This window comes from Sphingopyxis macrogoltabida (assembly GCF_001307295.1).
In the GTDB taxonomy this organism is placed as follows: Bacteria; Pseudomonadota; Alphaproteobacteria; order Sphingomonadales; family Sphingomonadaceae; genus Sphingopyxis; species Sphingopyxis macrogoltabida_B.
Genome location: NZ_CP012700.1, coordinates 3,136,410 through 3,154,855 on the forward strand (window position 1 = coordinate 3,136,410; position 18,446 = coordinate 3,154,855).

At 63.0% G+C, this 18,446-nt stretch carries 18 protein-coding genes; 1 reads left to right on the forward strand and 17 read right to left on the reverse strand.

Annotation, left to right across the window (positions count from 1 at the left end):
* Positions 1–83: 83 nt before the first annotated feature.
* The 3 genes from AN936_RS14605 to AN936_RS14615 all read right to left on the reverse strand — a co-directional run bounded on the left by AN936_RS14605 (position 84) and on the right by AN936_RS14615 (position 1,752).
* On the reverse strand, positions 84–560 hold the full coding sequence (locus tag AN936_RS14605) for a hypothetical protein (RefSeq protein ID WP_054588738.1): 477 nt from the start codon (positions 558–560) through the stop codon (positions 84–86).
* Positions 561–634: 74 nt separating this feature from the next.
* On the reverse strand, positions 635–1,096 hold the full coding sequence (locus AN936_RS14610) for a hypothetical protein (RefSeq protein ID WP_054588739.1): 462 nt from the start codon (positions 1,094–1,096) through the stop codon (positions 635–637).
* Positions 1,097–1,107: 11 nt separating this feature from the next.
* The gene (locus tag AN936_RS14615) at positions 1,108–1,752 is read right to left on the reverse strand and encodes a hypothetical protein (protein ID WP_054588740.1); all 645 of its coding nucleotides are present in this window, start codon (positions 1,750–1,752) and stop codon (positions 1,108–1,110) included.
* Between the two features lie 292 nt (positions 1,753–2,044).
* Between AN936_RS14615 and AN936_RS14620 the strand changes: the two genes are divergently transcribed.
* Complete coding sequence (locus tag AN936_RS14620) at positions 2,045–2,236, forward strand: hypothetical protein (protein WP_054588741.1); 192 nt, start codon at positions 2,045–2,047, stop codon at positions 2,234–2,236.
* Between the two features lie 33 nt (positions 2,237–2,269).
* On the opposite strand, the gene AN936_RS25535 is transcribed toward AN936_RS14620, so the two are convergent.
* From AN936_RS25535 to AN936_RS14685, 14 genes are all read right to left on the reverse strand, one after another.
* On the reverse strand, positions 2,270–2,971 hold the full coding sequence (locus tag AN936_RS25535; protein ID WP_234715581.1) for a hypothetical protein: 702 nt from the start codon (positions 2,969–2,971) through the stop codon (positions 2,270–2,272).
* Between the two features lie 75 nt (positions 2,972–3,046).
* On the reverse strand, positions 3,047–3,310 hold the full coding sequence (locus AN936_RS14630) for a hypothetical protein (RefSeq protein WP_058804208.1): 264 nt from the start codon (positions 3,308–3,310) through the stop codon (positions 3,047–3,049).
* A 187-nt stretch (positions 3,311–3,497) separates the two neighbouring features.
* Positions 3,498–3,887 (reverse strand): hypothetical protein, encoded by a 390-nt coding sequence (locus AN936_RS25540; protein WP_234715582.1) that lies wholly within the window; start codon positions 3,885–3,887, stop codon positions 3,498–3,500.
* 56 nt (positions 3,888–3,943) lie between these two features.
* Positions 3,944–5,137: a hypothetical protein gene (locus AN936_RS14640; RefSeq protein WP_054588743.1), complete on the reverse strand. Its 1,194-nt coding sequence runs from the start codon at positions 5,135–5,137 to the stop codon at positions 3,944–3,946.
* 216 nt (positions 5,138–5,353) lie between these two features.
* Complete coding sequence (locus AN936_RS14645) at positions 5,354–5,989, reverse strand: hypothetical protein (protein WP_054588744.1); 636 nt, start codon at positions 5,987–5,989, stop codon at positions 5,354–5,356.
* Between the two features lie 33 nt (positions 5,990–6,022).
* On the reverse strand, positions 6,023–6,247 hold the full coding sequence (locus AN936_RS25920; RefSeq protein WP_420496811.1) for a zinc finger domain-containing protein: 225 nt from the start codon (positions 6,245–6,247) through the stop codon (positions 6,023–6,025).
* A 50-nt stretch (positions 6,248–6,297) separates the two neighbouring features.
* On the reverse strand, positions 6,298–7,341 hold the full coding sequence (locus AN936_RS14650) for a hypothetical protein (RefSeq protein ID WP_054588745.1): 1,044 nt from the start codon (positions 7,339–7,341) through the stop codon (positions 6,298–6,300).
* The gene (locus tag AN936_RS14655) at positions 7,334–7,816 is read right to left on the reverse strand and encodes a hypothetical protein (protein WP_054588746.1); all 483 of its coding nucleotides are present in this window, start codon (positions 7,814–7,816) and stop codon (positions 7,334–7,336) included. Before AN936_RS14655 ends, AN936_RS14650 begins: the two co-directional genes overlap by 8 nt.
* A gap of 313 nt (positions 7,817–8,129) precedes the next feature.
* The gene (locus AN936_RS14660) at positions 8,130–10,157 is read right to left on the reverse strand and encodes a strawberry notch C-terminal domain-containing protein (protein ID WP_335337314.1); all 2,028 of its coding nucleotides are present in this window, start codon (positions 10,155–10,157) and stop codon (positions 8,130–8,132) included.
* Between the two features lie 156 nt (positions 10,158–10,313).
* Complete coding sequence (locus AN936_RS14665; RefSeq protein ID WP_009823939.1) at positions 10,314–11,318, reverse strand: site-specific integrase; 1,005 nt, start codon at positions 11,316–11,318, stop codon at positions 10,314–10,316.
* The gene (locus AN936_RS14670; protein WP_009823940.1) at positions 11,315–12,670 is read right to left on the reverse strand and encodes a tyrosine-type recombinase/integrase; all 1,356 of its coding nucleotides are present in this window, start codon (positions 12,668–12,670) and stop codon (positions 11,315–11,317) included. Before AN936_RS14670 ends, AN936_RS14665 begins: the two co-directional genes overlap by 4 nt.
* Positions 12,667–13,899, reverse strand: coding sequence for a site-specific integrase (locus AN936_RS14675; RefSeq protein ID WP_015449381.1), 1,233 nt, complete (start codon positions 13,897–13,899; stop codon positions 12,667–12,669). The genes AN936_RS14670 and AN936_RS14675 overlap by 4 nt, the downstream gene beginning before the upstream one ends.
* 90 nt (positions 13,900–13,989) lie before the next feature.
* Positions 13,990–16,257 (reverse strand): strawberry notch-like NTP hydrolase domain-containing protein, encoded by a 2,268-nt coding sequence (locus AN936_RS14680; protein ID WP_054588747.1) that lies wholly within the window; start codon positions 16,255–16,257, stop codon positions 13,990–13,992.
* 139 nt (positions 16,258–16,396) lie between these two features.
* A complete protein-coding gene (locus AN936_RS14685) occupies positions 16,397–18,418 on the reverse strand; it encodes a ParB/RepB/Spo0J family partition protein (protein ID WP_054588748.1) in 2,022 nt (673 codons plus the stop codon).
* Between the last annotated feature and the right edge of the window lie 28 nt (positions 18,419–18,446).

Sequence of the window (18,446 nt, forward strand, 5' to 3'; positions counted from 1 at the left end):
CATTGCCGCCGCACGTCCCCGCCTCCTTTCCTCCCGGCCGATGACGATCGGTCGCGAGCGATTGAGTGCGGGCGGCTCAGGCTTCAGGCGGAGCGAAGTGCCTTCTCGGCCGCGGTTTCGACATAGATTTGCCGCGCGCGCCCGCGACGCCGTTTCCGGATGCGGCCCTCAGCATAGGCCTCAGCCCATCGTTGCGCCTCGGCGGCACGCGCTCCGGCGGAGCATTCGTCCGCTTGCTCGAAGATCGTATAGGCGAGCGCATATTGCTCGCGTTCCGGAAGCGCGAGCAGCGCCGAGGCGATGGGCAAGGTGCTTTCGTAGAATTCGAGAGCGTGGCGACCGCCGCCATGGTGCATCAGTATGGCGAGCCGGCCCTTGCTACCGATCCCGGTCGGCCTCGCAATCATCACATCGTGCGAGGCATAGGTGACGGCGCCAAAACCATCGGGTTCCGCCGGATAGAAAATGCGGTTATCACGATGGGGAAGCGGGTGCGCGAGAATCTCATATCTGTCGAAGTTCTCGACTTTCCGGATGTCATTATGTCCGATGACCGTCATCGCAGGCCCTTTCTGCTGGGGTGAAGTAACTATGCCCAGGGCAGGCGCCTTGGGCGGCTCGTCGATGACGGCAATCAGGCAGCCCGGAGGCTGTCGCGCTGACGCAGACCGAGGTCGATAGCTGAGAGGCTTGCGAACCCAGGTTCGACGGCATCAAAGATGCCGGTTAGGTCGTCGAGGTCGGCCCAGACGCAGGCGTCGCCCGGATCAGGATCGAGCTGGAAGACGATCGGTAACGAGTCCGCGGTCATCTCCCGGAAGAAGGTGCGAATGATCAGCCACTCGATCCGGCGTCCGACTGCCCCGACGCGCGAGGCAAGCGCCGTCCGCTCGACAGGGCGCATCGCGAGGTAGCGCTCGGGCGCAATGAGCGGAGCGATCCGAATGCAAGCAATACGACCGGCGACCCCGGGCGCGTGAACGGTGCCGGCGCTCGCGATACGCTCCACCGCAACACCCTCGGCCGGAACCAGCGCGCGATAGACATAATGGGGCAGCGCCCCCGCGATGCGGGAACGCGAGACAATGACTTTCATCGACGTTCTCCTCAAGCGACCAGCCGCATCGGCGGCGTTCCGGGTTCGGCGAGGTGCAGTTCGCGCCGGATGCGCGCGGCGAGGCGGTCAGGCTCGAGCAGTTCGCCGACCGCGGCCCAGTGGTTGCGGTCGCCGCAATAATCCTTCCGCCCGGCGACGCGGCGGAACATCACTTCACGGCCGGATCCGATGCCAAGCCGGAGCTGGACATAGATTTCCTCGGTATGAAGGATGATCTCGCCGCTGACGGCAATACCGCCCTTGATCGATCGAAGATCATAGGTGCCGTCCTCCATGCAAAGGGCCTCGGCAAGCCGCTTCAGGGCCTTTCGGCCGTCGCTATGGAAGAGCTTCTTTGCCTGCTCGTCGTAGCTGACACCCCTATGCGCCAGCACCACGAGTGCGGATTTGCCGCGCATGTCGGCGATGCGGTCCAAGCAGGCGCGCCGAAGCGCGGTGTCGCCGCCGCCCGTGGCGCCCGCAACGGCACCGAGATGCCGCGCGAGCAACAGTACTGCGGGATCGGTTTCGTCGGGATTGCCGGCATTTCGGCAATCCTTGATCGCCGCGATCAGCGCGTGGAGACAGGCCGGCAGCGTCGAGAGTGCCGAAGGATCGAGCGCCTGCTGGAAGCGGAACGCGATATCGTATGACATGGGACAGGTTCCTTCTCCGGACGCCTATTGCGCCCGCCCCTGTCCTTCCCTCTCTCCTCCCATTTCGCAGGGATATTGAAGGCACCCCAAGTGCCCGCAGCCGCGATGTTCCACATCTGTCGATCGATGGCGAGCGGGAGGCAAGCGAGCGGGCGCCCCTCGGGCTCGGGTTCGTGCAGTGCACGTCGTGGCGCTGCAATTCATCGCCGAGAGGAGAATTTGCGCAGCCGACGATCGTCCGAATGTGCTAGATTACGTGCCTGCCCAAAATTGCGTCCCGCGGAGAATGACGATGCGCGAACTGGACGAGGAAGAACGCCATCTATTGCGCGCGCTCGATGGCCCGCTTGCGACCGGCGATCTGATCACGATGGTCAGGGATCTCGGCGAAATCCTGCGCAATCGCGGCCATGTGATCCAGGCCAATGTCGCGGAGCTTGCCGCCGATCGGCTGGAAATGCTCGATGCGCGGTCGCAGGCTTAATGGGAATTACGCCAAACATACCAAGGACCGGCTTCACCAGTCATGCTTCGGCAATGCCTCGACGCTGCCAGCGTCGCAGTCGAACAGGATATGGTCGAAGCCATGTGCACGAGCAAATCTCATCGCGGCAAGAAGATCGGCCGGTAGCTTGGCCTGCGCCGGCTCATCCACCTCGCGCGCCGGAACGAACCATCCGTATATGGTACTCGCAACATTGATCGGCCGGTCGGAGGTTGCCGCCGCGCACCATTCATCAAGCATGGCTGCCGTCGCAGTCGACAGATGCGCCGTGGCAATGACGCAATAGTGCCCGGTTTCGGGGCCCAGTGTCTGCATGTCGGCGAGTAGCGGATCGATATGGACGCGGTCAGTCTTGAGATTCTCGCTCGGATGATCATCGAAATAGATGTCCGCGATCGTTTGATCGTCGAGCGTCGCCGGATCGCGCCCATCTTCGATATCGGACCACCACTCGCGGCAATATTCGGCGACTTCCGCCATCAAGGCTTTCTGAGTCAGCGCGGCATAATGGTTGGTGCCATGCTTATGATCGATTGAACCGATGTGGATGTCGAAGCCCCACGGAATCAATCCCCGCGCAAGGCAATCCTCGAACGCAGCGATATCCTCGATCACCGCGGCGCGGGCAGCGTCATCGAGGTCGGCCGGCGTTTCGATGGCGGCACGGGCACGAGCGAGCAGTTGCGCCAAGGCGCGGATGCCAATGTCAGACATGATATAATCCTGTTCGGCTGATGTGAGCCTGCGCCGGCACTCGGCGAACTACGGCGCTTGGGCATGCTGGATCGATCAAATGACAATCGTTTGATCGATCGCGTCGATAACGCAGCGAATATCAGCTGCAGCCATTTCTAGGCGGCGCAGCGCTTCTTTCCGGCAATCACAGCCCTCGCTCGATGCTAGCTCAGCCATGAGAAAGGCAAAGAGCGGATCGCCCAAATCGTGGGTCTCCTCGATGCTTTCGATGTGGGCAAAGTCGCCTTCACCGTATGCGACGGCGCAAATTCGCTGGAATGGATTCAACATCGTCGGAACCGTTTCGGCAATGGTCATGCTCCCAAAGCAAGAAGGGACATGCCGGGCGTCCGGCATTGATCTCGCGAAGTGATGACCTTCACGAAGGATGAGGCCTGTCGGCGCGTGTCGATGACGTCCACGGAAAGGGAGCCTGGGCCGATATTCGTCGCATTCGGTAGCCAGCGACAGCGCCGTTCGCGCCATCGTGGGGACCGATCGACAATCATATCGGCGCGTCGGGATCGTCCATCGGCCTCGCGGTCGCGGCGCGCGAGAGGTCCGGAATGCGCGGGTCGTTGTAAATGCAGTCGAGCGACATCGACAGCGCGTGGTGCTCCGCCCCCTCGGGTGTCGAAGCATCGATCGTATAGACTGCGCTCGCAAAGCAATCGTCGCCGCTGAAAAATGCGACATCGACAAGGTAGGTAGCGACGACGGCGGTTGAGACCGCGCCTCGGCAATGCCTGTCGATGAGGTCCGCGACGCTCGAACGCAGCCCATCGATGTCAGGGTCAAAATCTTCCCACGTCACATCGTTGGGGCATTCGTCGAGGAGATAGTTGGACATGAGGTCCTGCATCGTATCGAGCAAGCGGTAGCGCGCATCGGTCATGGCGGGTCTCCATGGGAAGGAAGCCGCCGGATCGAACGAACCGGCGGCTTCGGACGTCAGTGGGCGGTTTCGAGAAGCTTGCGGGCCTTGCCCTCGACTTCGAGCCGGCTGTCCTGGTTGGTCCTGGTGCGCGCAAAGGCCGTGATGCCCTGCACGAAATCATAGATCGTCTCAGGCGGGCGGCCCTCTTCATTGAGCACCGTCGCGACGATCTTTGCGGTTTCGGCCTTCGAGAAGCCGCGTTTGCGCAGGAACGTCTCGCGGTCCTCATCCTTGCGGGCGACGATGCGCTCGCGCGCGGTCTTGATGCCGCTCAGGAATGGCATCGGCGAAGAGTCCGCGAAATGCTCGAGCGCGGGCGCTGCTTCATGGGCGAAGCGGTTGGCTGCGAATTTCGAGTGGCGGATCTTCACCTCCTCGAAATTCTCGACGCCCCAGAGGTTGCGGTTCATGCACACGGCGCGCAGATAGAAGGTCGCCATGCCGAGCGTCTTCGCGCCGACCTCGGAGTTCCAGCAGTAGAAGCCGCGGAAATAGAGATCGGGATCGCCATTGGGTAGCTTGCCCGCCTCGATCGGGTGCGTGTCATCGACCAGGAAGATGAAGACGTCGCGGTCGGAGGCATAAAGCGTCGTCGTGTCGCGTGTGACGTCGACATAAGGATTATAGTGCATGCTCGACCAGTCGAGCACGCCGGGGACCTTCCACCGCGTTTGCCCGATGCCGTCGCCGGCGATCTTCATCACCGCTTCCACGAGCTCATAATCCCAGATACGGCCATATTCGGGCCCGGTCGCGGCGCGAAGTTCGGTCCGCCCGTCGTCGGTCTGCAGCAGTTTCACCTGCTCGCCGCGGTGCGCGACGAGGCCGTGCTGAAGATTGATGCCGGCAAGCGCAGCCGGAAGCTCGCGAAGATAGGACGCGGGCGCGCCGACGAGGCTGCAAAGCTGTCCGAATGCCCAGTTCGTCGGCGCAACGGGCCGCTCTTCGTCGGGGACCATCAGCGAGAGTCGCTCGGGGCTATCGCTCCGCGCCTCGACACGGATCGCCTTGCTGTCGACGACGCGCGTGGTTGCCCGGTCGGCGCGGGCGCGAACGACATCATAGAGATCGGTCAGCGAGAGGAAGCGCTCGTCGTCGGGACGCGAGAACCATTCGGACGAAACGCGGCCGATGTTGCGGCCGCGGGAGATATCGACGCGATAGGCGCCGCCGACCGGACGGTCGGCAGCGGGGACAAGATTGGTCATGGGAAATCTCCGGCAAGAGTGGAACGTCGAGCCGGACCGAAATCACTGACCGGCTCGCCCCGTTCCCACCCCCTTCCCTCCCGACCGGCAGTCAGATGGCGTGGTGCGCGCTCGTTTGGTCGGTACCGCGCCGGTTCGCCTTGAGCAGCCCTCAGGCGGTGCAGAACGTGACCGTCTTGCCATCGACGCCCATCAGCGAGGCAAGGAAAGACGTGGTCAGCCGAACGGCTTGCCATTCTCCACGAAGGTGTATCCGTTGGCGGTTATCGCCTCATCTACGGCCTGCTCGGACGTCAGATACTCGAATTCGCTTTCGAGGCGCCGATAGAGCCAGCGGGCAAGGTCGCGCAGTGCTTCGATGATGGTTTCTTCCGCGGGGGAACCGAAGGCGATCCCTTCGCGCTCGACCGCGATGTCCATGCAATATTCATGGTAATAGCGACCGCGGTGGCGAATATCGGCGCTGAGCCGGTAGAAATGCTGGCGCTGGATGTAGCGAAGCGCATCGGCGATCTGGTGAAGCCTGGCATCCTGCGGCGCGTAGACCCGGATGGCTTTCGATGATCTGGGCCGATAGGCGTAGCTGCCGGCAAAGCTGGCGCCGTCTCCCTGGCTGGCAAAGCCCGTGAAGAATATCTGCGGCTCTTCGCGCTTTGTGCCTCCGACATGGGAAACCGGGTTGGTGCGAAGCGTGATACCGAGGATGTCGCAGATCGCCTCGAAGTCGCTGAAGACGAAGTCGTACCAGTCATGGTCGAAGGCGCCCTGACGATACCAGTCGCGCGCCTTGTCCTTAGCGCGCTCGTCCAGTTCGTCGAACTGATAGACGGTGATGGGGATGATTTCGGGCATTGCGGAAACCTCTCCGATTGGCGGCGCCGCGGTTCAATCGAACAGCGGCAGGCCCAGTTGAGGCGAAACGCAGCCGAGACCGCAGAGCCCGAGCGGGCACGGTCCATACTTGCCCTCGCGGTCAGCGAGGATGTCGCGCGAGGTGTGAAATTCGACGAATGGCCCGCTATGCCCACTCGGCCGGCGGCAGCCGACACCTACCGCGGCGTGGCAGTTGGGGCAGACAACCTCGAGAATGGGATCGCGGTGCCGGGACATTGTGCAGCCCGGTTTCTGGCAGAGGGCCTAGCCTTTGACGATGTGCGCCATCACGCCGCCTTCGCCACCTTGGCGAACCGCTCATCGACCTCACTGGGCGTGGCGGCGAACACGGTCCAGTCGCCATAGTAGATGCCGTCATATTCGACATAGTCGTCGAAGATGGTCAGGCGCCAATCACAGAGCGGACCCGCGACGTTGGACAATCCGCGTGCGCACCATTCGGCCATGACCGCCGGGAAGAATCGGTCCATGACATCGGGAGCCGCCGCGAACTTGACGTCGCACATATAGGTCGTGTGCACATAGGCGAGCGGGCCGATCACCGGTCCTTCGCTCCCCCAGTCTTCAAGATTTTCGTCGGGATCCTTGCGGCCGTGATAGAGATGCAGGTAGAGTCCGGGCGCCTCCGGGACAGGCGAGGTCGCGTCGGTGTCCCCGGCAGTATCGTGCGGCTCGCCAAGCACGCGCGCCGCAATCCAGTCCCGATAGCCAAGGCGTGTGTCGTCGTTCGCGATCTGGTATTTCCAATCCGCGAGCGGGTGGGCTGGATACTCGGTCCAGGCATCACGTTCCAGGTGAGGCGGGTCGCTCGGCGCGGACTGCCCGAGCGCCGCCGACAAGGCCTCGCTTGTCGAATGCATCTCGATGCGATCCGCGAAGATGGCGCACCAGCCGCCGCCAAACTCGCCCTCGCGAGGTTTGGAGCAGCTTTCCGACCATTCGAAACCGATAGCGGCGCGAAGAAGGGATTCGGCGCAGCACCGATGGATGACCGTTGCGACCGGGTCGGGCTGGAAGGTTGGCGTGCCATAGATATGCGCGATCTGACCGACCCCGTCGATCGACGCAGTTCCCGCCTCGAAACGGGCACCGAAATCGGGAAAATACGCATCGCAGAATATCGTGCCAAGGCCGCTCCACAGATCATCTTCGTCTTCAGGAGGAAAGAGTTCGAGGATTTTCGGGCTTGGCGCCGGTGCGACGATACCGCTCATCATGTCGCTGGCCGCCCCGAATATCTCCTTGAGCAGCGCCAGCTCGGCATCTGTGCAGGCGAAGCTGAAGCTTGCCTCGAGATAATGTTCAGCCATCGCCATTCTCCCGGCACAAGGACGGGCTTTCGCGGGTTCCGATGGACAAGGGCGGCAGAGCGAAATCGCCCGCTTGAAACCAGGCGTTCGCCGCAGCGATCGAACCAAGGTCGTTCAGCTCTCGTTGATTGAGGACGATCTGGTCAGCGTCATTTACCTCGTAGTGTCGGGGCGCCCGATCGCCCGTATGAACCGCGCGCTCGGGTCCGAATGCGCCGGAACACGCGTCCGAGCGCCGAACGAAGGCGATGCCGTGATTGCAGCAGAAGGCTTCGACACATTCGAACTGACCGCCGATCAGTTCATAGGCACAAACCTCCAGGATATGCCCGTCGGCAATATGGGAAAACTCGATCGAATTCCCTTCCCAATCGGCTTTCCCGCCATCGCATTCGATAGCTTCGAGAAGCGCGGGTATCAGATTGCGAGAAATCGTGCCGCCGATCCGGATCATGGCGGATGCCCGGTCTGCCATGGGAACCTCCATCTTCTTGGTGGTCGGCAGACAATTCCGCCGCCACTCCCCGCTCCACCCCCTTCCCTCCTCCGGAGAATTGCTTTCGCGGGGCGAGCATGGAGGCGCGTAGGTTCCGCGTTTGACGAGCCAAGTTCAGCAAGTCCCCCCTCGTCGAGAAGCTCGAATATGGTGCAATCGGTCGGCAAGGTCGCGGGCGGCATGCTCGCCCGGCTTCCAGCACGGGCATCGCGGTGTCGAAACCGTCGACGAACTGCCGGTCGACCTGCCCATAGGCCCGCGACATGACCCTCTCCCTATGAGAGGTTCGATTTCACTGTGGCGGCTCGGCGATGATGGTGCTCAGGATTTCATCGGCCTTTCCCGCCGGGAGGAAGAGCCGGGTCTTGTATGCAATCACCTCGCTGAACGCGCCGCGCGCTTTCAGCCATTCGCGGTCCTGAGGCCGGAAGTCCCGGATCTCGATCCGGCGGCTGTCGTTCACCATCGCCGACACGAGACGTGCGCCGTGCAGCCCAGGGATCAAGGCGCCGTCGCCATGCCGGGCAGCCTCGATCAGTTCGCCAGGCGTGAGCATGATCGAGGAAGTGAGGCCGAAAGCCGATTGCAGCTTCTCGATCGCCCCGGGCATGACGATGCGGCCGAGGATCGACGTCCCCGCCGCGTCGTCGATCCGCCAGACACGAACGTCGTCCTGCGGCAGTTTGTTCCAGACGGGGAGCAGGAGACCCGTTGCGACACTGATCGTCTCGATATCGACCTTGTCGAGCGCCTCGGTCACTTCGGCTTCCCAGAAGCTCTGGAAGCTCTTGCGGTCGATCTCCTCCCAGTGCGTGTGCGCGAGCCCGGCAAGCTGGATGCGGTTCGAACCTGTCGGGCGGACAAGCTCCATCATCTTGACGGGCCTCCCGTCGTCGTCGGTGATCGACCAGGACGGAACGCAAAGGGCGACGCGCCCGGAACGGCTGTTCCGCAGAGACCGGCCATCCGCGGAACCGCCCCAGATCTTGTCAAGGCGCGCCCACCCCGTGACGCGCGGTTTGAGGTGAAGCTCGAGGCGGAGCAGCCGGGTCTCGGCGCCGGATACCGGATCCTCCCTCAGCACCTGCTGCGAGAGCTCGACGATACGCTCGGCGCGGATCGCCTCGACGCCAAGATCAAGCGTGCCGGCCTCGCGAGCGGCGTCGACGCGGGCCTGGATGAGCCCCATATATTCCTCGAAAATGGCATCCTGGGTCGCGATGCGTAGCGCGAGGATGCGGTTCAGCCAGCGCTGGATCGGCGGCAGCTTGTCGAGCAGGGTTCCATTCTCGTCGACGAGCTTCAGGCCCGTGATAATCTGGAACTTCTCGAGACCGATGCTCGCGAGCTTGCCGGCATGGAGCAGATGATACCATTGGGTCAGCGCTTCGCGAGCATAGCTGCTTTCGAGATTATCCGCGGGGTCGAATAGATTCTGGCCGCCGGTCTGACGCTGGCCGCGCGCGAGCGCGCCGAGGGTATCGAGACGGCGCGCGATGGTGCTGATGAAGCGGCGTTCGCCCTTGCAGGTAGTCGTGACCGGCCGGAACACCGGCGGCTTCCACTGGTACGTCCGATGCGTGCGGCCGAGACCCTGGATCGCGATGTCGGCGCGCCAGCCCGGTTCGAGCAGGAAATGGATGCGCCGCTTGTTCGCGGTCGGACAATCCAGGTCGGCGTGATAGGAGCGCCCGGTGCCGCCCGCTTCCGAGAAGACGAGGATCGGCTTGCGTCCTGACATGAAGGCGTCGGTCTCGGCGATATTGGAACTGGCGCTGCGGCGCTCGAGCTTCTGTCGGCCTTGCCCGTCAATGACAACGCGACGGCTGCGGCCAGTGACTTCTGCGACCGCGTCGGTTCCGAAATGCGCGATAAGGAAGTCGAGCGCGGCCGGGACCGGCGGCATCGAACAGAGGCTTTCGACCAGATTATCGCGCGCCTCGACCGCTTCCTGGCAGAGGACAGCATTGCCGTCGCCATCGTGCATCGGCTCGGAGCGCAATGCTCCGTCGGATGAGCGAAAGGCGCGCATCTGACGCGTCGGGAAGGCTGTCTTCAGATAATCGATCAGCGTATCGAGCGGCGAGACGTCGATCGCGAGGTTGGCGCGTTCGTCCGGCGAAAGGCCCGCAAGGCGGCGCTCGAGGATCGCCTCGGCCGTGCTGGTCAATTGCACGACGGCGACATGGCCTGCTGCCAGCTCCTCCTCGATCGAACGAACGACGGTCGGCATTTTCATCGCGATCAGCACTTGGGAGAAGAAGCGCTGCTTGGCGCTCTCGAACCGGCTGAGCGCCGATCCCTTGGCCATGGCATTCATCGTCTCGCCCGACATGCGGTCGACAATGTTCGACGCCTTCAGCACCTCGTCGAGGTTCTGGTGAACGATCGCTTATCGCGAGGAAGCGGTAATGCGGAGGAACGCGGCGTAGTCCTGCAAAGCTGCGGAACATTTCGCCACGTCCTTCACATTATTCTATAGGGTGTCGAGCCATCCCATCAGATTGGCATCTCGCTTCCACGAAGGTGGCACGTTGCTCGCCGCCGGGGCGCCAACCTGTTCCAGCGCCTTTCGTTTGGTCTCCAGATTGGCCTGAGCATAGTGATTGGTCGTATCGAGACTGACGTGCCCGAGCCAACTGCGGATGACGGTGATATCGACTCCGGCGGCAACGAGGTGGACGGCGGTCGCGTGCCGGAAGCTGTGAGGCGTAACGTGTTTTGACTGGAGGGTCAGCGTCGATTTCGCGGCTTGTTCCACGTAGGCGTTGAGCTTGAACCGCACCCCTGACGCCCCTAGCGGTTCACCGTATCGATTGACGAAGATCCGCTCATCGGGCGCACGCGGCTGTCGCTCCAGTAGCTTCCTGAGCAATGCCACGGTTTCTGGCCAGAGCGGGCAGATGCGTTCCTTGCGCCCCTTGCCGTAAAGACGCACGAAGTTCGGTGCATCGAACCGGATTGCTTCGGGACAGAGGTCAAGCGCCTCTTGGATTCGCGCGCCACTGTTATAGAGGAACGAGAGCAGTACATGGTCGCGCAGCCCTTCGAGTGTCGATCGGTTGGGCTGGGCGAGGATGGCCTCGACCTCCTCGGGCTCGAGGTAGCACGGCGCGGAGGTGGGCTCCCGCTTCAACGGAACAGCCAGGACCTCTGAGCACTGCGCGATGTATTCCGGATTCTTGTCCGCCACGAAGCTGAAGAAGCTGCGGATGGCGGCCAGTCGGCAGTTCCGCGTGCCGATCGTGGTCTTGCGGCCATGCTCGGTATGATGAAGGAACGCGCGCACCTCGCCGGCCGAGACGTCGGTGAGCGTCAGCCGCGCGACCCCGCAGCCTTTTCGCTCCGCGACGAACCGAAGCAGCAGCCGCCAGGTGTCGCGATAAGAGCGGATCGTGTGGATTGACGCGCTGCGCTGCTCGGCCAGCCACTCCTGGAAGAACGCCCGCAACAACGCGGGCAATGGATTGCCTTTCCTCATGGCCGCGCCTCCGTGACAAGGCACGGGGCGCCGAGCGCGCGGAACCGTTCACTGGCTTCCTGCAACAGATCCTGCGTGACGGTGATGTAGACCAGCGTGGAGTGGAGATCCCGGTGCCCCATGTAGGTCGAGAGGAAGTGCAGTTTTTCCTGAGGGTTAATGCCGGACCGGTACCACTGGAGGATGCGGTTCACCACCATCGAGTGACGAAGGTCATGGACCCGCGGCCCGGTCCGGCCCGAAGCGGGCTTGAGCCCAGCACGGCGCATGACGTTGGTAATCATTGTCGTAACCGCCTCGGGCCTGTAGCGGTCATTTAAGTGGGCATGCCAGAACAGCCCTGATTTCGGGTTCTGTGGGCCGCCAGCGCGCCGCCTCGCATCGATGTACGCGCGCAGTTCGACCGCGACACTGTCGGATAGAGGCAAGATCCTGGTCTTGTAGAACTTCGTTTCCCGGATCGTGATCGTGCTTGATTGCAGGTCCACGTCACCAAGATCGAGCCATGCCAGCTCGCTTCGCCGTAGCCCGGCACAATAGGCCAGCATGATCATGGTGTAGAGGGTCAACGGCCGCAGCGGAGCGTCCGGCGACGGATAAGTCCGTGCGGTATCGAGCATACGCCGAACGTCAGCCGGGCTGAAGATATGCGGTTGCCGATGCTCCCGCGCTACTTCCCGCTCTGGCCGGGGATTGAAGCGCTTTGGCGGGATAGTCGGATCGAGGCGGAACCGCGCCTTGGTCAGGATGCGCGCCAGCTTCTGGCATTCAGCCGCGTGGTTGCGGGTCGGCTTGGCAGCCGCCCAGCTCGCAATCATTGCCTCAAGTGGTTGCTCCGCGAGGTCGGGACGGGCCTGAAGGAACCGATCGAACCGCAGCAGCCAGTGAGCCTGCGCTTCATATTGATATCCCCGGCTGCGCATCAGCATGACATGGTCTTGCATGAAGTCACCCAGCACGCTGCCGAAGGGCGCAGGCCGTCGTAACGCGGCCAAGGATTCGTCGGGATTCGGGGAAGCCAAGGCCCGCCAGATCGGCTTGCTTTGCTTGACGTTGTACCGACGGCGAAGTGCAGCAACAGGGTTGTCGGCGATCAGCCCGATTTCGACGAGGTGGTCGAGGAAGCGGTCGACAATGCAGACCTGATTGAGCAGCGTCGACAATCGCCAACGTTTTTGCATCTCCTTCAGCCAGGCGTCGAGCATCTGCCGGTCCACCGCCGGATGCCGGCGGGCAACATCTTCGAAGGTGCAAAGGAACCAGCGATATGTCGGTACGCTTCCCGGCCGGAACTGCGATTTTACCAGGAAGGCGTCGACGACGGTGCGATCGGGATCGTGCCAGGCGCTCATGACAGCACCTCCATTCCAGGCACCTCGAGTGCCACGGCTCGGAGATCATCTGTTGCCAGTTTGAGATAAGTATTGGTGGATTCGGTGGATCGATGCCCGAGCACGTCGCCGATGATCTTTTGCGGGACCGATGCCCGCAGCATTTCGACCGCACGTGCGTGGCGGAAGACATGCGGCCCCCGCTTTCCTGCTGGCACTACGCCTGCGGCGGCCAACCGACCGCGGATCATGCCGTACAGGTTCGTCATTGCGATATAGGGTGCGCAGGATCGGACGAAGATTTCCCGCACTTCAACCTGGGGCCGCCCAAGGCGCAGATAATCCAGCAGCGCTTCACCAACAGTCACCATTAGCGGCATGTACGAGTACGCGTTGGTCTTGGTGTGGCAGATCCGGAGGGATTCTGCGCGCCAGTCCACGTCATCGAGCCGAAGGCGGCATATCTCACCTTCGCGCAGCCCATACGTGGCAAGCAGCTGAAGTATCGCATAATCGCGTAGTCCGCGTGGCGATCTGTCCTCCTGCGTTGTCGCCAGAACCGCGGCGATTTGGCTCCTTTCCAGCGTCGACGGCACATCTTCGTAGGCATAGAGCATGGGGCCGATGATGTGTGGCGTCAGATCGGTCGGGATGCAACCCGTCCGATGCAGATGGCGAACCACCGAACGGAGACGCTCAGCGACATCGGCCAATGATTTGCGCCGTAAACCAGGCGCGCGCATGTCCATGTAGAGATCGATGTCCACGATGCTCAACGTTTCGAGGCTGGCGGCACCGGCCCGGTCGAACTGCCATCGCAGGAAGTTTCGCGCCTCCCACATCAGCGCCGCAATGGACGCGCTTGCCAAACCGCGCTCCTCGCGCAGCCATGCCTCGTATTCGCGGCAAATTTCATGTCGATGCTCGTCATCGGGACCGATCATTTCTGCGTCCGGGGGCCAATTGCCTTGAGCAAGCCGGAGGAGCTTGGCGATCGCGGTGCGGGGCAACATGTGCCAACGCGCACTGGGAGGCCGACCGTACTGGATCTCAAAATCCTGAACCGCATAGCCAAAATACTGATCGACCTGCTGCGGCGTCACAGTCTCGACCTGTATATCGCACTCGGCCAGATAATCGAGAAACGCGCGGGCGTAGAGACGGTGGTTCGCCACGACCACGGGATTGTAATTCTGTGTGGTGAGCGAATTCGAGAGTTCGGTGATCAACTCGTCATGCAACTTCAACATGATTGCCTCCTCAGCTGGTCCAGGGACCGCCGAGGTTCGCAACCAATATAATGCGCAGCAACTGCGCACACTATCATGGGAATTCGCCGGTTACGCCGCGCTCCTCCGCATTACCGCTTCCTCGCGATAAGCCATCTTATGCGCAGCTCGCCATAAGACGGCCCAGGCGTCGGCATAGGCATCGTAGATCTCTATCTGGTCGGGCGTCAGCCGATGCTCGAGCGGGTCATATTCTACGCCGGCGAAACTGAGCGCACGCGCCGTGTAGAGACCCATGGACTTGAGGTCGCGGGCGACGATTTCCATCGCCGCGATACCGCCGTCGGTCATCGCAGCGAGAAAAGCGTCGCGGTTCACGAAGGCCGTGTCGGGCCCCCAAAGCCCGAGCCGCGAGGCATAACTCAGATTCTCGGGCTTGGTGGCGCCGGTGGCCGATTCATAGACCACCCGGGCGCGCGGCAGTGCGTTCTGCAGGCGCACTCCGGCCAATCCCTGTTCAGACCCCTTGGCCTGGCGATATTCGTCTTTGGTGCCCGCCGCATTGCCCATCGAATGGGATTCGTCGAACAGGATCACGCCCTCGAAAGTGCCTTCCGCCCATTGGAGGATCTGCTGGAGACGTGAGCATTGATCGTGACGCTGCGAGCGGAGCGTCGCATAGGTGAGGAAGAGGATGCCGCTCGCCATGCCGATCGACTGCCCAAGCGGAAAGGCATCGAGCGGCTGGATGTCGATCGGAAGGCCGCCGAGCGCGGTCCAGTCGCGGCGCGCGTCTTCAAGGAGCGTCGCGCCCTTCGATATCCAGACGGCGCGGCGGTTGCCGCAGTTCCACTGGTCGCGGATGATAGCGGCGCCCTCGCGGCCCTTGCCGACGCCGGTGCCGTCGCCGATGAAGAAACCCATGCGATAGGCGTGCCCGTCGGCATCCTCGCGGAGTTGGTCGCCCGCCTCGTTGGGCACGAATCGGCCCGGCAGGTCGCGCGAGAAGGCATCGCCAGCATAGATGATCGCTTCGAGTTGGGCGTCGGACAGCGCGCTGCTTGCCCGCTTCTGGAAGAGCGGCCGATATCGCGGGATCGGCGGCAGCACCGACGCCATGGCAAGCGATTCCACGAGATTGTCCGGATGCGGCGTCGCGCCCGGTATATCGATGCGCGCAAGCCGCCAGGGAGCGTAGATGCCGACCGGATCGCCGACCGGAAGCGGCGCGTCGCGAACCGAGTAAGCAAGCGGCTCGGCGCGATCGTCCTTCGCGGCGATCCGCGACGGCGCGATGACCTTGGGGCTCGCGAGCCCGGAAAAGAGCGATGCCGATCCGGATTTGAGCGCCGGACGGAACGGGATCACCGCCGGGGTGGCCGGGGGCGGCTCATCGGACGATCCCAATCGCGGCGGGAGCGCGAGCACGATGGGCAGCGCCGCCTCGATCGAGTCGACGGTGTGGCGTTCGGTCTCGCCGATCCAGCCCTTGTCGAAGACGATCAGCCGAACGGCGATGCCGGTGCCATGCTTGACGTACGGGCGGCCGAGAATGGTGATCTCAACGCGCGGACGTCCGATCTCGGCGACCGAGACATAGCCGCGGGCACCGCTGCCGTCGTGCGCGAATCCCGGCGACATAATCGCAACGCAGCGTCCGCCGTCGGCAAGACGGAGGAGCGCGGAGCGAAGGTGGCGAGCGCCGGCATGGCGATCCTCGCCGCGGCCTTCGCTACGGCTGAAGGGCGGATTGATCAGGACGACGGTCGGACGGACATCCGGCGGCAGCCGGTCGTGAATGAATTCGGCATCGTGTGTGGTGACGTCGCTGTTCGTCACGAGAGCGAGCAGTGCGGCGCGGCAGGCATCGCGTTCGTTGAGCGTTACGGAGGCGCCCGTGGCGATCGCGCGGGCGGCGAGCATGCCGATGCCCGCCGACGGTTCGAGCACATGGTCGTCGGCCGTAATCGCCGCTGCACGTGTCGCTAGCCAGCCCAGCGCGTCTGGCGTGCTGAACTGTTGCATCTCGACTTGATGCTCGCTGCGATAGGTCTGCGTTGGTAGCGCCTTCTCGAATGCAAGAATGGCTGCGAAGGCATCTTCGGGCGGGCAGTCCGGGTTCTGGTCTTCACCGAGCGACAACATGTTCGAAGCCTGCGCCGCTTCGAGCGCATCATAGGCGTCGCGCATCGACCAGTGTCCGTCGGCATCGGATCCGCCGAACGCCTCCGACATGAGCCCTTTGAGCAGCGAACGGGTGACCGAATGCGGGTCGGCGAGCCGGGATTGCAGAGCCCGCGCTACGCCGTGAAGACGCTCGGCCTTTTCCCGGGCGCTGGAATCAGGGGTCTCGGCGAGATTGAGAAGCGGAAGGGTCATGGAAGATCTCCTGAACGGGCTCCGGGGCACCTGCCCCCGCCGCACACAGCCCTCCCCCCTCTCCTCCAGGGTGGAAGGCGGCATGAAAAAGGGGCCGCGACGCGTGGTCACGGCCCCAATCGAGGTCGGCTTTGCCGGGTCAGGCCGCGTCGGCGATCGGTTCGTCCTCGTCGCCATCACCGACCGCTTCGTCGTCGAACGTTATTTCGGCGGCATCAGCAGGCTCCAGGTCGGCATCGTCGTTCGCCAGCGCAGCGACGGGATGCTCGAAGCGCATCGCGTCGGGAAGCCAGGCGAGCGCCTTTTCCTTGACGTCGGCTTCCACGATGATGTTGCCCGCGAAGAGCTGTTCGGCCGAGGATGCAAGGAGATCCTTCTTTGACGCGCCATAGCGTTGGCCGAGTTCGCTGCCGCCAATTTCCGCGAACAGGTCGAGGATCGTCGTCTTGGTGAGCCGCTTGAAGTAATTCTTCGCGGTCGGTCGCCACCAGGCGGCGACATCGATCCCGAGCTTGCAGCCGAGATGGTCGACGAAATCGCTGCCGGTCGTCTTGGCGGGCACGGCGTGGATCGTACGGGCGATCGCCCAACCCAGCCATGCCGCGCGTGCTTCCTCACCAAGCGCACAGAAGGCATCGTAGCGGCCAGTGACACCGGCATCGGGGTCGATCCAGCTCCGATCGAGTCCGGCTTCGAGCTTAGCCCATTCCTCGGCCGCCGTCGTGCCGCTCTCGAACCCGATGACGCGCGACGGCGCCGCATCGGCCCTCAGTTCGCTCGCGAGATCGCTCGCCCCGTAACGCCGCTGCGCGGCATCGACCATCACGAACGTCCCGAGATCGAGCGCGAACCGCGGGTCGCTGGCGACATGGACGCGGAGCAGTTCCGCCTTCATCGTTGCGAGTTCGTCAGCAAGCCGCTGGCTGATCGCGGGTTTGCCTGATGCTCCGCCAGGAGCCGCATCGTCGCGGTCATCGTCCGAGTCATCGGTTTCGCTCATCGCTTCGGGGGTTCGGTAGACCTGATGATGAACCCGGGGCTGGCCATCCTCACCGAGGACGACGAAGGCGAGCGCCGAGGCCTTCTGGTCATCGGACAACACCGGCGGACGATTCTGGATTTCACGGAGTTCGGATTCCAGATCGCGATAACGCTGTTCGTCATCATCGGTGATGCCGTCGTCGCTTTCGTTCGCGGCTTCGCCGATGATGGTCATTTCGGCCTCGATCTCGGCGCAGCGCGCTTCATCCTCTGCCGTGGGTGGCGGAATCTCTCCGCGAACCGGGCTCAGACCGTCAAGCTCGATGTAGGAGACGCGCGTCGTCGGCAGCGCACGGATTTCGCCAAAACCCTCACGTTCGCGGATAGCCTCGGCTTCGACCGCGAGTTTTTCATCCGTCAGCCGGTCGAGTATGTCACCGTCGATCCAGTTTTCGGACGCGCTGTCGGAGAAGAGGTCGGAGTCGATCCGTCCGCCCGCTTCGAGATAAGCTTCGCGGCCGACAAGCAGCGCCTTGGGGTCACCGCCGCGATAGCTGCCGGAGGCGAGCTCGCGCCGGATGGTGTAGACGTCGTCCCCGTAATAGCTGTCCTGATACTGCTCGAACACACGGGCCTGACGAACGGTGTCGGACGTGCTGCCATAGGCCTTGGCGACCTCGAGCGTGATGTCGCCCTTGCGGAGCGCCTCGAAGATCGTCTCGTGAAGATCGGCGAGACGAACGCGCCCGAGCACGAAACGCTCGGTCTTGCCGAACCGCGCGGCAACCTGCGCGGGGGTTTTGCCTTCCTTCTCGATCATATTCTTGAAGGCCGTGCATTCATCGGCGGCGGTCATCGGCAGCTTCTGGTTTTCAGCGAGGCTGAGCTCGATGGCGTTTTTCGCGTCCGGCATCACCATAACCGGCACGCAGAAGTCTTCGGGAAGCTGGCCCTTTTCGATCAGGGCATGAACCCGCGCGAGACGCCGGCCGCCGCCGAAAATGCTGTAGCTGTCCTTCTTGCGTTTTATTGCGGTGCCAATCAGGTTCTGGAGCACGAAGCCGGCTTGGCCGATCATCGCTTCCAGTTCGGCGTCGGCGTCGGAGTCGCTTTCCGTTCGGACATTCAGCGGGGAAGCGACGCAGTTACGCGCAAGCGCGTATACGATCGGATATGTCATAGTCCGTCTCCTGGCGGCGGAGGCCCGA